This is a genomic window from Sphingopyxis sp. LC81, from assembly GCF_000756375.1.
In the GTDB taxonomy this organism is placed as follows: Bacteria; Pseudomonadota; Alphaproteobacteria; order Sphingomonadales; family Sphingomonadaceae; genus Sphingopyxis.
Genome location: NZ_JNFD01000011.1, coordinates 250,643 through 266,341 on the forward strand (window position 1 = coordinate 250,643; position 15,699 = coordinate 266,341).

General features: G+C 64.4%; 9 protein-coding genes. 6 read left to right on the top strand and 3 right to left on the bottom strand.

Going from position 1 to position 15,699, the window contains the following annotated elements:
• The first annotated feature begins 2 nt into the window (after positions 1–2).
• Positions 3–1,703 (top strand): sulfatase-like hydrolase/transferase, encoded by a 1,701-nt coding sequence (locus FG91_RS07365; protein WP_037513675.1) that lies wholly within the window; start codon positions 3–5, stop codon positions 1,701–1,703.
• Between the two features lie 10 nt (positions 1,704–1,713).
• Here FG91_RS07365 and FG91_RS07370 read toward each other — a convergent pair whose 3' ends face one another.
• On the bottom strand, positions 1,714–3,219 hold the full coding sequence (locus FG91_RS07370) for an MFS transporter (RefSeq protein WP_037513676.1): 1,506 nt from the start codon (positions 3,217–3,219) through the stop codon (positions 1,714–1,716).
• Between the two features lie 107 nt (positions 3,220–3,326).
• On the bottom strand, positions 3,327–4,361 hold the full coding sequence (locus tag FG91_RS07375) for a LacI family DNA-binding transcriptional regulator (protein WP_037513677.1): 1,035 nt from the start codon (positions 4,359–4,361) through the stop codon (positions 3,327–3,329).
• A 317-nt stretch (positions 4,362–4,678) separates the two neighbouring features.
• On the opposite strand from FG91_RS07375, the gene FG91_RS07380 reads away from it, so the two are divergent.
• The 5 genes from FG91_RS07380 (at position 4,679) to FG91_RS07400 (ending at position 14,502) form a co-directional block, all read left to right on the top strand.
• Entirely contained in the window at positions 4,679–7,429 is a 2,751-nt protein-coding gene (locus tag FG91_RS07380) for a TonB-dependent receptor (protein WP_152568031.1), read from the top strand.
• 74 nt (positions 7,430–7,503) lie between these two features.
• A complete protein-coding gene (locus FG91_RS07385) occupies positions 7,504–9,012 on the top strand; it encodes a tryptophan halogenase family protein (protein ID WP_037513678.1) in 1,509 nt (502 codons plus the stop codon).
• On the top strand, positions 9,009–10,802 hold the full coding sequence (locus FG91_RS07390) for an alpha-amylase family glycosyl hydrolase (protein ID WP_081940466.1): 1,794 nt from the start codon (positions 9,009–9,011) through the stop codon (positions 10,800–10,802). Before FG91_RS07385 ends, FG91_RS07390 begins: the two co-directional genes overlap by 4 nt.
• A 17-nt stretch (positions 10,803–10,819) precedes the next feature.
• Positions 10,820–12,460, top strand: coding sequence for an alpha-amylase family glycosyl hydrolase (locus tag FG91_RS07395; protein ID WP_052187386.1), 1,641 nt, complete (start codon positions 10,820–10,822; stop codon positions 12,458–12,460).
• A complete protein-coding gene (locus FG91_RS07400; protein WP_037513680.1) occupies positions 12,460–14,502 on the top strand; it encodes a glycoside hydrolase family 97 protein in 2,043 nt (680 codons plus the stop codon). The genes FG91_RS07395 and FG91_RS07400 overlap by 1 nt, the downstream gene beginning before the upstream one ends.
• Before the next feature lie 12 nt (positions 14,503–14,514).
• On the opposite strand, the gene argJ is transcribed toward FG91_RS07400, so the two are convergent.
• On the bottom strand, positions 14,515–15,690 hold the full coding sequence (gene argJ / locus FG91_RS07405) for a bifunctional glutamate N-acetyltransferase/amino-acid acetyltransferase ArgJ (RefSeq protein WP_052187387.1): 1,176 nt from the start codon (positions 15,688–15,690) through the stop codon (positions 14,515–14,517).
• Between the last annotated feature and the right edge of the window lie 9 nt (positions 15,691–15,699).

Consider the following 15,699-nt stretch of genomic DNA (forward strand, 5'->3'; position numbering starts at 1 on the left):
AGATGGTTTGGACTGTTGACCGTCGGACATTCGTAGGCGGGCTGGGTGGCGCCGGGGCGCTCGCGGCGTCGGGCGCGCGAGCCAGCGTGTCCGCGGCGGACGGGCGCAAACTCAACATCCTGATGATCGTCACCGATCAGGAACAGAGCGTCGCGAGCTTCCCGAAGGGGCTGCTCGAAAAGCTGCCGGGGCACCGCGAACTGATGGCGCGCGGGCTGCTCGTCGAAAATTACCATGTCCAGACGACGCCGTGCAGCCCGTCGCGATCGACGATCTTCACGGGGCATCATACCCAGCGCACGGGCATATACCTGAACTCGAGCGGCGCCGAGGATCCGGTGCTGCCCACCGATCTGCCGACGCTGGGGCATATGATGCGCGCGGCGGGCTATTACACCAGCTACAAGGGCAAATGGCACCTGTCGCCGATCAACGAAAAGCGGAACTGGAACCAGGTGTCGGGCATGATCTACCCCGCCACCGAACATGCCATGGAAGCCTATGGCTTCGACGATTACGGGTTCGACGGCGAAGCGGTTGGCCTGACGTGGGACGGGTATCGGCACGACCAATATATCGCCGCCGACGCCTCGCGCAGCATCCTCGATTTCAAGGAACGCGACAAGGCGGCCGGCAAACCCTGGTTCATGGTCGTCGGCCTGCTCAACCCGCACGATATCATGTTCTATGATGCGACCGGAAAACAGACGGCGTCGCGGGCGCATCCCAACCTTCTGGGACCGCTGCGCCGCGAACCCGGCGACCCGCTCTATGCCGAGGACAATGGCTTCGATCTGCCCGAAAGCTTCCACCGCGACGATCTGAGCGGCAAGCCCGAGGCGCATCGGGGGATCGTCGCATCGAGCACGCGCACCTATGGCGCGCTGGATCACGCCGACGAAGTGTCCTGGCGCCGCTTCCGCAACTATTACTATAATTGCATTCGCGACATGGACCGGCGGATCGGCCAGCTTTTGTGGGCGCTGGAATCCAGCGGGCAGATGGAAAACACCATCATCCTCTTCACCTCCGATCATGGCGAGCGCGCCGGTGCGCACGGGATGCGGCAAAAGGGCGGCACCATCTATCGCGAGGAAACCAACGTACCGATGATGATCGTCCATCCCGATGTGCCGGGCGGACGCCGATCGCGCGGCCTGATGAGCGCGGTCGACATCGCACCGACCTTGCTCGCGCTTGCCGGCAAGGATGCCGGCTGGCGGAAGGAGCATTATCCGGATCTGCCGGGGGTCGATATGACGCCCTTGCTGGCGGACCCCGATGCCCGGACCGAACGCGACATTCGGGGGCATTTGTTCAACTATGCGGTGGGCTATGGCTGGGCGCCGAAGGCGGGACAGCCCGCGGCCGCCCCCTTCACCGACCGTTTCGACCTCTCGCGACGGCGGCTGCACCGCGGGGTGCATGACGGACGCTGGAAATTCGCCCGCTACTTCGCTCCCGCGCATCATCAACAGCCGCGAAACTGGGCGGAACTGTCGGCGCACAACGACCTTGAGCTTTACGATACGCAGGTCGACCCCAATGAAATCGTCAACCTGGCATCGCATCCGGATCAACGACGAAATCTGCTGCGCCTCAACGCCATGGCCAATGCGCTGATCGCGCGCGAGGTCGGGAAGGACGATGGCAGCGAATATCCGGGGCCGACCGAGATATACAATCGGCCATGGCCGGGATGAGCGAGGACCGTCAGCCTTGGCTGGCTTGGGCGCGGGCCGGTGGGTTGACACGGGTCATCGCGGCGATTGCCAGCAGCAAGGCAAAGGCGGCGAACGCCATCGTATAGATGGGTTCGCCCGGAAACAGCGCTTGCATGATCGAGCCCATCACCGTCGCGACGAGCAATTGCGGGACGACGACGAAGACGTTGAAGAGTCCCATATAGATGCCGAGCTTCGCTTGCGGCAGGCTGGAGGCGAGGATCGCATAGGGCATCGCGAGGACCGACGCCCAAAAAATGCCGATGAATATTTCGCTGATAATCAGCTGCGACGGATCGCGCAGCAGGAAGAAACTTCCGTACCCGACCGCGCCGCACGCGAGCCCGACCATGTGCGTCCGCGCTTGCCCAAAGCGGCGCGCGAGCCAGGGGAGCAAGGTCAGCGCCGCGACTGCGGCGACGCCGTTGTAGATTGCGAACAATTGGCCGACCCAATTGCCCGCGTCCTGATAGGCGGCACTCGCGGCATCGGTCGTTCCGAAATGATATTGGGCGACGATCGGGGTGGTGTTGATCCACATGATGAACAGCGCCGACCAGCTGAAGAATTGGACGAGCGCGAGCCGCTTCATCAGCGGCGGCATGCCGGCGAAATCGCCGACGATGCTCGACAGCATATTCTTGTCATTGCCGCGGCGTGCGAGCGCGATAGCGACAATGCTTGCAAAGCCGTAGCCGATGAGCAGCGCGCCGAGCAGCAATACTTCGCGAAGCAGCGCGAAATGATGCTGGACGAGGAGGATGAGCAATCCCGCGCCGATCCAGAGCATGCTGGCGCCATAGCTGTGCGATGCGAGCGCGCGGACCGGAGACCCGTCGCCGGGCGATCCGGCTTCGAACGCCGCCATCTGTTCGGGGCTATATTCGCCCGTTGTGACGACGGTCCACAGCACCGCGAGGAACAGCGCGATCCCGCCGAACCAGAAGGCATAGCGCACCGTATCGGGAATCTGCCCCGGCGGCGCGACATTCGCGACCCCCATCGCCTCCATCAGCGAGGGGAACAGCGACCCGACGACCGCGCCCGCGCCGATGAACGCAGTCTGCACCGCATAGCCGACGCTGTGCTGGTCCTTGCGCAGCATGTCGCCGACGAAGGCGCGGAAGGGCTCCATCGAGATGTTGAGCGAGGCGTCGAGGATCCACAGCATCATCGCGGCGAACCAGATCGCGGGGCTTTCGGGCATGACGAACAGCGCGATCGCGGCAAGGATCGCGCCGGCGAGAAAATAAGGACGGCGGCGCCCGAGCCGGCCGAGCCAGGTCCGGTCGCTCATATGCCCGACGATCGGCTGGACGAGCAGCCCGGTCAGCGGCGCGGCGACCCACAGGCCGGGGAGGCGTTCGATATCCTCGCCCAGCGACTGGAATATCCGGCTCATATTCGCGTTCTGCAACGCGAAGCCGATCTGGATGCCGAAAAAGCCGAAGCTGATATTCCATAGGCCGGCAAAGCCCTGCTTCGGCTTTTCCATCATGCGTCTCCCCTTGCGGCCGCTGTCGCGGCTCGCGTTGGTCCGGGTGTTGCAGCGCACACCGGGCAGGGCAAGCGTAGTGCGGCTACGTATACGAATACGTTGCGTCAGACCGCCGTGCTCTGCCGCCGGATCAGCCGGGCCGGCAATATCCGTTGTTCGACCGGGCGGTCGTCGATGCGCGCCAGCAGCGCGTCGACGAGCAAGGTTCCCGCGCCCTTCATATCCTGCATCACCGTGGTCAATGTCGGCGTGGTCAGGCTGGCGGCGGGAATATCGTCGAAGCCGATGATCGCGACGTCCTGCGGCAGCCGCAGCCCGGCTTCGGCGAGCGCGCGCATCGCGCCGATCGCGATCAGGTCGCTCGCGGCGAAAACCGCGTCGAATGACTGCCCGCTTTCGATCAGCGACCTTGCGGCAGCGTAGCCCGAATCCTCCGACGACACCGCATCGCGCTGCAGCGCCGGGTCGGGCTCGAGACCCGCGGCGCGCATCGCGCGGCACAGTCCGTCGTACCGGTCCTGGAATTCGGGCGCATGGTCCGACGCATCGCCAAGGAAGGCGATACGCCGCCGCCCGATCTCGACCAGATGCGCGCCCGCCTGCTCGCCCGCGCCGACATTGTCGGACCCGACGGTCAGCCCGATCCCGTCCTCGGACACCGATCCCCAGCGCACGAACTTGGTCCCCATCTCGACCAGATGCTCCAGCTTGGTGAGGTAAAGCTGATAATCGCCATAACCGAGCAGGATGATGCCGTCGGACCGGTGGCTGTCCTGATAGGTGACGTGCCAGTCATTGTGCATCTGCTGGAAACTGATCAGCAGGTCATAGCCGCGCCGCGCGCATTCGCGCGTGATCGACCCCAGCATCGACAGGAAGAAGGGGTTGATCATCGATTCGTCGGGGTTCGGGTCCTCGAAAAAGAGCAAAGCGAGCGTATGCGTGCGCTGCGAGCGCAGGCTCGAAGCGTTCTTGTCGACGGTGTAGTTGAGTTCCTGCGCGATACGCTGAATGTTGGCGCGGGTCGCGGCGCTGACCGATTTGCTGCCGCGCAGCGCGCGCGAAACCGTCGGCTGCGAGACGCCCGCCAGATAGGCGATGTCGAAACTCGTCGGCTTGGCCGAGGGCTGGCGCCCCATGTCTCTCTCCCGGCGCCGCGGCCTTCCTGGTGGCCGCCGCTCGCCCCGCAGAGTAGCGATTGGTCCGGTGGATGCCAAGAAATTGCACGCCGTCGAGTCCCGCGGTTTTCCGCCCTGAAAGCGTTGCATTTCTGCGACAGGGCGCAGCGCTGCATATTATGCGTATACGTATACCCTATGGCGGCGCGGCGTGATTGGTTTCAATTGCGAGGCTCAAGATGGGAAAGCCCACGTATCGGAGAGGAGCCTGACGGACGCCCCGCGTCCCCCTCCCGGTGCATGAGCAAGACCACCCGTCCGTGCCAGGGGAGCCACATATGACCATGCCGACCAATCTTCGCCGCGGTGCCAGCGCCATCGCGCTCGGCCTTGCCTTGACCGCCGTGCTGCCCGGTGCCGCGATGGCGCAGGACGCGAGCACCGCGCCGGTCGACGAGGCGCCGGCCGACGGCGAAATCATCGTCAGCGGTATCCGCAGCGCGATCGCCAATTCGGTCCAGGCGAAGAAGAACAGCACCTCGATCGTCGAGGTCGTCTCGGCCGAAGACATCGGCAAGCTGCCCGACCTGTCGATCGCCGAGTCGCTGTCGCGCCTGCCGGGCCTCGCGACGCAGCGCCTCGACGGCCGCGCCAATGTCGTGTCGATCCGCGGCCTCGCCCCCGATTTCACCACGACCCTGCTCAACGGCCGCGAACAGGTTTCGGCGAGCAACAACCGCGGCGTCGAGCTCGATCAATATCCGTCCGAACTTTTGAACGGTGCCATCGTCTACAAGACCCCCGACGCGTCGCTGATCGGGCAGGCGATTGGCGGCACGATCGATATGCGCACGGTGCGTCCGCTCGCTTATGGCAAACGCACGATCGCGGCCGGCGCGCGTTTCGAGATCAACGACCTCGGCAAGCTCAACCCCGATATTTCGAACAAGGGCTACCGCGCCAACATCTCCTATATCGACCAGAATGCCGACGGCACGCTCGGCTGGGCGATCGGCTATGCGCGCATGCAGTCGCCGACCGCCGAGGAACGCTTCAACGCGTGGGGCTATCCCGAGGCGACCGACGGCACGAACACGGCTTTCATCATCGGCGGCGCGAAGCCCTATGTGAAGTCGAACGAGCTGAAGCGCGACGGCGTGATGGCGGTCGTCGAATGGGAGCCCAGCGACAAGTTCCACACGACGATCGACGGCTACTGGTCGAAGTTCAAGGACGAACAGCGCCTGCGCGGTATCGAATTCCCGCTCTTCTGGGGCAATTCGACGCTCCAGCCCGGTTTCACCATCGAGGACGGGCTGGTGACGAAAGGCGTCTGGACGGGCACCGAGGCGGTGATGCGCAACGACGTCGTCCATCGCAATTCGACGATCATCGCGGGCGGCTGGAACACGCAGTTCAAGCCCAATGACAAGCTGACGCTTGAACTCGACCTGGGCTATTCGCGGATCAAGAAGACCGAAGAAAACCTCGAAATCTATCTCGGCACCGGTCGCGGCGCGGGCGTCGGCGCGCGCGAAACCGCGCTCGGCTTTGAAATGCGCCCGAACGGGGGGATCATGTTCGACCCCTCGCTCGACTATTCCGATCCCAATTTGTTCGTGATCACCGATCCGCAGGGCTGGAACAGCTGTGGTGGCGCGGTGGCCAACTGCCAGGACGGCTTCGTCAACACACCGCGGGTCAAGGACCAGCTGAAATCGCTGCGCCTGCAGGCGACGCAGGAACTCGACGGTGTGCTCAGCAGCATCCGCGTCGGCGCCAATTATTCGGACCGCAAGAAGAGCCTCGACGACCGCGGCTTCGTGCTGACCAGCAAGAATTATCCGGCGAATACGCCGGTGCCCGCCGACTATCTCTATGACCCGGTGTCGCTCGATTTCATCGGCATCCCCGGCATGGTCGCGTTCGATAGCTGGCGTTTCTACAATGACGACAATTACAAGCTCACCGACGGTGCGGGCTTCGATCCGGCGCGCGTGTTCAACGATTATACGATCCGCGAAAAGGTGCTCACCGGCTTCGTCCAGGCGAATTTCGACGCCGATGCGGGAAGTACCCCGATCCGCGGCAACGTCGGCGTTCAGGTCATTCATTCGGACCAGACGGGCTCGAGCTTCTATGCGCAGGTCGTCGGCGGCGTCACCCAGTCGACGCCGGTGACCGACGGCGACAAATATACCGACATTCTGCCCAGCATGAACCTGTCGGTCGAATTTGCCGACAACACCTTCCTGCGCTTCGGTGCCGCGCGTGTGCTGGCGCGTGCGCGCATGGACCAGCTGAAGCCCGGCGGCGGCGTCAATTTCGATACGTCGAAGCGCAACAACACCGACGTCAACGCCTCGCCCTGGTCGCTCGATCTTGGCAATGCGAAGCTGCGTCCGCTGATGGCCGACACGGTCGATATCGGGCTCGAGAAATATTTCGGGCAGGGCGGCTATGTCTCGGTCGGCGGCTTCTACAAATATCTCGAAAATTACATCTATCGTCAGGTCAATCCGTTCGACTTTACCGACTTCGAGGTTCCCGACGGCGGAACGGTCGGTACGCGTGCGGGTCTCAGCAAGCAGTGGCTGAACGGCAATGCCGGGCGCGTCTATGGCGCCGAAGCCTCCTTCTCGCTGCCCTTCGCGAACTTCACCCAGGCGCTCGACGGTTTCGGGGTGCTCGGCAGCGCCTCCTATACCAAGAGCCGCGTGCGCGAAGGTGAAGAAAAGCCGATTTCGATGCCGGGCCTGTCGAAATGGGTCATCAACGGAACCGCCTATTTCGAAAAGGACGGTTTCCAGGTGCGCGCGTCGGGCCGTTACCGCTCGAAATTCCTCGCCGAAGTTTCGACGATCAGCCTCGCGCGCGACATGTTCATGGCGAAGAGCGAATTCGTCGTCGATGCGCAGGTCGGATACACCTTCCAGAGCGGCGCGCTTGAGGGGCTCGGTATCCTGCTGCAGGCGTCGAACCTGACGAACGAGCCCTTCGTGACCTATTACAACAACGACCCGCGCCAGATCCGCGACTATCAGAATTATGGTCGCAACTTCATGGCCGGTATCACTTACAAGTTCTGACGGGATGCGCGGGCCGGCCGGCAAGGGCCGGCCCGCTTGTCGCCGATACGGACTGGCGAGAGGGAAGGAACAGGGTGGGCGACAGTCGCATCACGAAGGTGGTGATCGTCGGTGGCGGAACCGCGGGCTGGATGGCCGCCGCGGCGCTCTCGCGGACGATGGACAATCTGTCGATCCGGCTGGTCGAAAGCGACGAGATCGGCACCGTCGGGGTCGGCGAGGCGACCATCCCCGCGATCCGCCTGTTCAACGCGCTGATCGGCATCGACGAGAATGAGTTCATTCGCGAAACGGGCGGCACCTTCAAGCTCGGCATCCAGTTCCACGACTGGGGCCGGATCGGCGACGTCTATATGCACGCCTTCGGGCAGATCGGACGCAGCCTCGGCATGCTGCCGTTCCAGCAATATTGGCTCCGCGGCCGGAACGAGGGCGTTGCGGGGCGGCTCGGCGATTATTCGCTGAACGAAAGTGCGGGGCGGCAGAACCGCTTTGCGCGGCTGCCGCAGATCCCGAACACGAGCCTTGATGGCATCGCCTATGCCTTTCATTTCGATGCGGCGCTTTATGCCGCCTATCTACGCAAGGTTTCCGAGGCCGCCGGGGTCGAACGGACGGAAGGCAAGATCGCCAGCGTGCGGCGCAATGGCGAAAGCGGCCATGTCGAGGCCGTCGTGCTGGAAAATGGTAAAGCGATCGAAGGCGAACTTTTCATCGACTGCTCGGGCTTTCGCGCGCTGCTGATCGAGGAGGCGCTCGAAACCGGCTTCGAGGATTGGACGCACTGGCTGCCTTGTGATCGCGCGATCGCGGTGCCGAGCGAAAATGCCGGCCCGGCGCGGCCTTATACACAGGCGATCGCGCACACGGCCGGCTGGCAATGGCGCATCCCGCTCCAGCATCGGACCGGCAACGGCCATGTCTTTTGCAGCGACTTCATCAGCGAGGATGAGGCGACCGCGACCCTGCTCGCCAACATCGAAGGGCGCCCGCTCGCCGACCCGCGAACGCTGCGCTTCCGCACCGGAATGCGCAAGCAGGCGTGGAACGGCAACGTCGTTGCGCTCGGGCTCGCCTCGGGTTTCCTCGAGCCGCTCGAATCGACGAGCATCCACCTGATCCAGAACGGCATCGCCAAGCTGCTCGCGCATTTTCCGGATCGCGATTTCGATGCCGCTAATATCGACGCCTATAACCGCCGCGTCCGCTTCGATTACGAACGCATCCGCGACTTCGTCATCCTCCACTATCACGCCAACCAGCGCACCGACGCGCCCTTCTGGGTCCGTTGCCGCGAGATGGGCATTCCCGAAACGCTGGCGCGAAAGATCGAGCTGTTCAAAAGTCAGGGCCAGATCGTTCGCGAGGGCGACGAGCTGTTCGTCGAAATCGGCTGGTTTCAGGTGCTGACGGGCCAGAATATCATGCCGGGCAGCTATCACCCGATGGCCGACCAGCTCACGCACGACGAACTGGCGGGCTTTTTCGCCGACATCGAAACGATCGTCGCGCGCACCGCGTCGCATCTGCCGACCCACGAGGATTTTATCGCGCAGCATTGCGCGGCAGGAGTGCCCGCATGAGCTTGTTCGCATCGATTATCGCCCTGACCCTCAGCGGTGCTGCACCCGCCGCGGATTATCGCCAGCGGCCGCCCGAGGATGAGATCATCTATTTCGTCCTTCCCGACCGCTTCGAAAATGGCGATCCGAAGAACGACAAGGGCGGGCTGAAGGGCGACCGGCTCCAGACCGGCTATGACCCAAGCGCGAAGGGCTTTTTTCACGGCGGCGATCTGGCGGGGCTGACCAAGCGGCTCGATTATATCCAGGGCATGGGGACGACCGCGATCTGGTTCGCGCCGATTTTCAAGAACAAGCCGGTACAGGGGCCGAAGGGCGACGAAAGCGCGGGCTATCACGGCTATTGGGTCACCGATTTCACGCAGGTCGACCCGCATTTCGGCACCAATGCCGAATTCAAGGCGTTCGTCGACGCGGCGCACGCGCGGGGGATGAAGGTCTATATGGACATCATCGCCAACCATACCGCCGATGTGATCACCTATAAGGAGGGCGCGGCCGGGGGCTTCCGATACCGCAGCCTTGCCGATTATCCCTTCTCGCGGCGCAGCGGGATAAAGGGCGCGCCGATCAATCCGGGTTTCGCCGGCGACCATATCGCCGATGCCGGGAACTGGCAGAAACTGACCGATCCCGCTTTCGCTTACACACCCGTCGTGCCGAAGGGCGAGGAGCGGGTGAAGGTCCCCGCCTGGCTCAACGACCCGATCTATTACCACAACCGCGGCAACAGCGACTGGGTCGGCGAATCGTCGCTCTATGGTGACTTCGCCGGGCTCGACGATCTCGCGACCGAGCACCCGCGCGTCGTGCAGGGTTTCATAGAAATCTACGGCCGCTGGATCGACGAATTCGGGATCGACGGCTTCCGCATCGACACCGCGAAGCATGTGAACCCCGAATTCTGGCAAGCCTTCGTCCCCGCGATGCAGGCGCGGGCGAAGGCGCGCGGCATCCCCAATTTCCACATCTTCGGCGAAGTCTATGTCGACGCCGTCGATCCGGGCGCGCTCGCCTGGTATACGCATGCGGCGGGCTTGCCCGCGGTGCTCGACTTCGGCTTTGCGCGCGCGGCGATTGATGCGGTGAGCGGAACGAAGGGGACAGACCAGTTCGCCAAGCTGTTCGACGGCGACGCGCTCTACAAGGGCGGGGCAGGGGCGGCGCAAGGATTGCCGACCTTCCTCGGCAACCACGACATGGGCCGTTTCGCGATGTTCGTGAAGGCGGCGAACCCCAAGGCGAGCGAGGCCGAGCTGCTGCAGCGCGTGATGCTCGGCCATGCCATGCTGCTGACGCTGCGCGGGGTTCCGACGATCTATTATGGCGATGAACAGGGGTTCGTCTCGGACGACAAGGATCAACTCGCGCGCGAAAACATGTTCGCCTCGAAGGTTGCGGTTTATAACGACAATGACCTGATCGGCAGCGACGCGACGACCGCGACCGTCAATTTCGACCCCGCGCATCCGCTCTATCGCCACATCGCGGCGCTGTCCGAAATCCGGCGCAAGACGCCCGCGCTCACGCGCGGCGCGACAAAGGTTCGCGCCTTTTCCGAGAAGCCCGGATTGCTTGCGGTGTCGCGCTTCGATCCGGTGACGGGGCGCGAAGTGCTGCTCGCCTTCAACACGTCGGCGGCGCCGCTGTCGGCCAATATTGCCATCGATATGAAAAGTGCGGGCTTTACCGCACTCCACGGTGACTGTCCGGCAAGCCCCGCCGCGCCGGGCAGCCTCCATCTGTCCCTCCCCGCTTTCGGCACCATCATTTGCCAAGCCAGCGAATAAGCGAAGATCACGCCATAATGACCCAGCCCCTCGTTCAGGAATCCAGCTTGCTCGCCGCCGCAGAGGCGCCGTGGTGGAAGGGCGCGGCGATCTATCAGATCTACCCGCGCAGCTTCGCCGATTCGAACGGCGACGGGATCGGCGACCTCGCGGGCATCACCGCGCGCCTCGACTATGTCGCCTCGCTTGGCGTCGACGCGATCTGGCTCTCGCCCTTCTACCCCTCGCCGATGGACGATTTCGGCTATGACATCGCCGACTATTGCGGTGTCGACCCGATCTTCGGCACGCTCGCCGATTTCGACGCGCTGGTCGCGCGCGCCCATGCGCTTGGGCTGAAGGTCACCACCGACCTTGTGTTCGCGCACACCTCCGATCGTCATGCGTGGTTCGCGGAGAGCCGCGCGAGCAAGGACAATGACAAGGCCGACTGGTATGTCTGGGCCGATGCCAAGCCCGACGGGTCGCCGCCGACCAACTGGCAGTCGGTGTTCGGCGGCCCGGCGTGGACGTGGGACGCGCGGCGCGGCCAATATTTTATGCACAATTTCCTGGGCTCGCAGCCGCAGCTCAACGTTCACAACCGCGAGGTGCAGGATGCGCTGCTCGGCGTCGTGCGTTTCTGGCTCGACCGCGGCGTCGACGGTTTTCGCATCGATGCGATCAACTTCTCGATGCACGATCCCGAATTCCGCGACAACCCGCCCGCGCCGCCATCGAACAAGGTCCGTACCCGGCCGTTCGATTTCCAGCAGAAAATCCACAACCAGTCGCACCCCGACATCCCGCTCTTCCTCGAACGCATTCGCGCGCTGATCGATCAATATCCGGGCAGCTTCACCGTCGCCGAAGTCGGCGGCGACGATGCGGTGCGCGAGATGAAGCTGTTCACCGCGGGCGAGCGCCGGCTTAACAGCGCCTATGGCTTCGACTTCCTCTATGCCGACCGGCTGACGCCGCAACTGGTGCGCGAGGCGGCCGAGCAATGGCCCGAAGCGCCCGGAATCGGCTGGCCGAGCTGGGCGTTCGAGAACCACGACGCGCCGCGCGCACTGTCGCGCTGGACCCCCGAAGGCGTCGACGGGCAAGCCTATGCGCGGATGAAGATGGCGCTGCTCTGCGCGCTACGCGGCAATATCATCCTCTATAATGGCGAGGAACTGGGGCTTGACCAGGTCGAGATCCCGTTCGAGCTGGTGAAGGATCCCGAGGCGCTCAAGAACTGGCCGCTGACGCTGTCGCGCGACGGCGCGCGCACCCCGCTGCCGTGGGCGGCGGGCGAAACGCATGCGGGTTTTTCGAGCGCCGATCCGTGGCTGCCGCTGGGCGCCGAGCACGACGCGCTCGCGGTCGACCGGCAACAGGCCGATCCCGCGTCGCTGCTCAACCTCACGCGCCAACTCGTCGCGCTGCGCGCCGCGCACCCGGCGCTGCGGCTCGGCCGCGACGCGCGCTGGATCGCCGAGGGAGACCTGCTCGTTTTCGACCGGATCGCGGACGGCGAGCATATCCGTTGCCTCTTCAATCTCGGTGGCGGGACGATCGATGTCGCGGCCCACGGCGCGGGCGGCGTTCCGATCGTCGCATTGAACGGCGCCGATCCGGCACATTTGCCGCCGTGCGGCGCTCTCTGGCTGAAATTCGAAGGAACAAATTGATGCGTAGCCTGTTCGCCGCCCTCCCGCTGCTCGCCGTGGCAGCGGCGCCCGCCTTCGCGCAGGACACGCGGCCCGAGCAGACGGCATCGTCGCCCGACGGCGCGATCACCCTCACCGTGTCGACCGACAACGACCAGCGCCCGACCTGGTCGCTGTCGCGTAAAGGCAAACTGCTGATCGCGCCGTCGAAGCTCGGCTTCATCCTCGGCGACCGCGTCGGGCTGCAGCGCGGCTTCGCGATCGAAAGCGTCGAGCGCGCGAGCGGCGACACGCGCTGGGAACAGCCGTGGGGCGAACGCCGCTTCGTGCGCGACCGGCATAACGAACTGCTCGTCCGTTTCCGCCAGAACGAAAGCTGGGGCGGCCACGCGATGAACGTGCGCTTCCGCCTCTTCGACGACGGCATCGGCTTCCGCTACGAATTGCCCAAGCAGGCGGGGCTCAAGACCGCGGAGATCATCGACGAAATCACCGAATTCGACATAGCCCCCAAGGGCACTGCGTGGTGGATCACCGGCGGCGAGTGGAACCGTTACGAGCAAATCTATCAAAAGACGCCGATCGATGCGGTCGCGACCGCGCACACGCCGATCACGATGAAGCTCGACGACGGGACCCACCTCGCGTTCCACGAAGCCGCGCTCGTCGATTATGCCGGCATGTGGTTCAAGCGCGCCGAGGGGCAGAAGTTCCGCGCCACGCTCTCGCCCTCCTCGAAGGGCGCGCGCGTCATCCGCGACCTGCCGTTCGCGACGCCGTGGCGCACGATCCGCATCGCCGACAATGCGGGGGGGCTGGTCGAAAGCGACCTCGAACTCAATCTCAACGAGCCGAACAAGCTGGGTGATGTCAGCTGGTTCAAGCCGATGAAATATATCGGCATCTGGTGGGGGATGATCCGCGGTGACTGGAGCTGGGCCGAGGGACCGAAGCATGGCGCGACGACCGAGCGCACCAAGCAATATATCGACTTCGCGGCGAAGCACGGCTTTGGCGGCGTGCTCGTCGAAGGCTGGAACAAGGGTTGGAACGGCAATTGGTTCGGCCATGGCGACGAATTCAGCTTTACTCAGCCAACCCCCGATTTCGACCTGAAGGCCGTGACCGATTACGCGCGCAAAAAGGGCGTCCAGCTCGTTGGCCATCACGAAACCGGCGGCAATATCGCGGTCTATGAGGCGCAGCTCGACGATGCGATGAAGCTCTATGGCCAGCTCGGCGTCGGCACGGTGAAGACCGGCTATGTCGCCGACGCGGGCGGGATTATCGCGCCGGGCGCGGCGCCGGGCACGACGGCGATGGAATGGCATGACGGCCAGCGGCAGGTGCAGCATCATCTGAAGGTGGTCGAAACCGCGGCGAAATATCATGTCGCGGTCAATCCGCACGAACCGGTCAAGGATACGGGCCTCCGCCGCACCTATCCCAACTGGGTCGCCCGCGAGGGCGCGCGCGGCATGGAGTATAACGCGTGGGGTGTTTTCGCGAACGGCCCCGACCATGAACCGACGCTCGTCTATACGCGCATGCTGTCGGGGCCGATGGACTTCACGCCGGGCGTGCTGAGCCTCGAGGGTGCGAACAAGGCGCCGCTCGCCTCGACGCTCGCAAAGCAGCTGGGGCTGTACCTCGCCATCTATTCGCCGATCCAGATGGCCGCCGATTTCGTCGAGAATCTGGCCGCGCACCCGCGTGAACTCGAATTCATCAAGGCAGTCCCCGCCGACTGGTCCGAAAGCCGCTTGATCGCGGGCGAGGTCGGCGATTATGCGATCTTCGCGCGCAAGGATCGCGGCAGCGCCGACTGGTATGTCGGCGGGGTCAACGACGCGACCGAACGCACGCTGACGCTGAGCTTCGATTTCCTCGAGCCTGGAAAAACCTATACCGCCACGATCTGGAAGGATGGCGAGGGCGCCACCTATCTGACCGATGCGCGGCACCGCATCGCCTATGATACGATCAAGGTGAAGAAGGGCGACAGCTACAAACTTTGGCTCGCACCGGGCGGCGGCGGCGCGATGCGGCTTTCACGGGACTGATGAAGGCGATCGTCAGCTCCGATAGTCGGCGTTGATGCTGATATATCCGTGGGTGAGGTCGCACGTCCAAACGGTCGCGCGGCCCTGGCCGAGCCCCAGGTCGGCGCCGACGCGGATGTCCTGGCCTTTGAGGTGCGCCGCAACCGGCGCTTCGTCATAGCCGTCGACGGGCAGGCCGTCCTTCGCGACCCAATGGTCGCCGAAACGGATCGCGAGCTTGTCGCGGTCGGCGGGTTCGCCCGCCTTGCCCACCGCCATCACGACGCGGCCCCAGTTCGCGTCCTCGCCCGCGATCGCGGTTTTCACCAGCGGCGAGTTGGCGATCGCGAGCGCGACGCGTTTCGCGCTGTCGTCGCTGACCGCGCCCGTCACTTGTATCTCGATGAACTTCGACGCGCCCTCGCCGTCGCGCACGACTTGCTGCGCAAGGTCGAGTGCGACTTCGCGGATCGCCGCGTAGAGTACGTCGGCGCCCGGATCGTCGCGCGTAGTGAGAACGGCATTACCGGCCTGACCGGTCGCGAAGAGCAAAACGGTGTCGCTGGTCGAGGTGTCGCTGTCGACGGTGATGCTGTTGAAGCTGCCACCCGTTGCCTCGCTCAGCATCTCCTGCAACAGCGCGGGCGCGACCGCGGCGTCGGTGAAGATATAGCCGAGCATCGTCGCCATGTCGGGGGCGATCATCCCCGATCCCTTGACGATCCCCGCGACATGGACGGTCGTGCCGCCGATGATGGCGCTGGCGCCCGAACCCTTGGCGAAGGTGTCCGTGGTGCCGATGGTGTCGGCGGCGGCTTCCCACGAGCAGGGCTCGGCGGTGAGCGCGGCCTCGACGCCGGAGCGCGCCTTGTCCTTGGGCAAGGGCACGCCGATGACGCCGGTCGAGCTCACGAAGACTTCGCTCGGCTCGCAACCGATGTGCCCGGCGACCTGCGCCATGATCTGTTCGACTGCCTCGCGCCCGCGATAGCCGGTGAAGGCGTTGCTATTGCCGGCGTTGACGATCAGCGCGCGGCCGGTGCCGCCCTTGACCTGTTCGCGGCCGAGCTCGACTTCGGACGAGCAGCAGATGTTGCGCGTGAACACGCCCGCGACGGTGGTGCCGGGGGTTAGCTCGATATAGGTGAGGTCGCAACGGTCCCAATTCTTGTACTGCGCGCGCGCGACGCGGCGTGTCACCCCGGCGATGTCGGTTCT

Excerpts from the sequence above, each read along its gene's own strand:
- FG91_RS07365 (WP_037513675.1), top strand. The coding sequence starts at position 3 with ATGGTTTGGACTGTTGACCGTCGGACATTCGTAGGCGGGCTGGGTGGC.
- FG91_RS07395 (WP_052187386.1), top strand. The coding sequence starts at position 10,820 with ATGACCCAGCCCCTCGTTCAGGAATCCAGCTTGCTCGCCGCCGCAGAG.
- FG91_RS07370 (WP_037513676.1), bottom strand. The coding sequence starts at position 3,219 with ATGGAAAAGCCGAAGCAGGGCTTTGCCGGCCTATGGAATATCAGCTTC.
- FG91_RS07400 (WP_037513680.1), top strand. The coding sequence starts at position 12,460 with ATGCGTAGCCTGTTCGCCGCCCTCCCGCTGCTCGCCGTGGCAGCGGCG.
- FG91_RS07380 (WP_152568031.1), top strand. The coding sequence starts at position 4,679 with ATGACCATGCCGACCAATCTTCGCCGCGGTGCCAGCGCCATCGCGCTC.
- FG91_RS07375 (WP_037513677.1), bottom strand. The coding sequence starts at position 4,361 with ATGGGGCGCCAGCCCTCGGCCAAGCCGACGAGTTTCGACATCGCCTAT.
- FG91_RS07390 (WP_081940466.1), top strand. The coding sequence starts at position 9,009 with ATGAGCTTGTTCGCATCGATTATCGCCCTGACCCTCAGCGGTGCTGCA.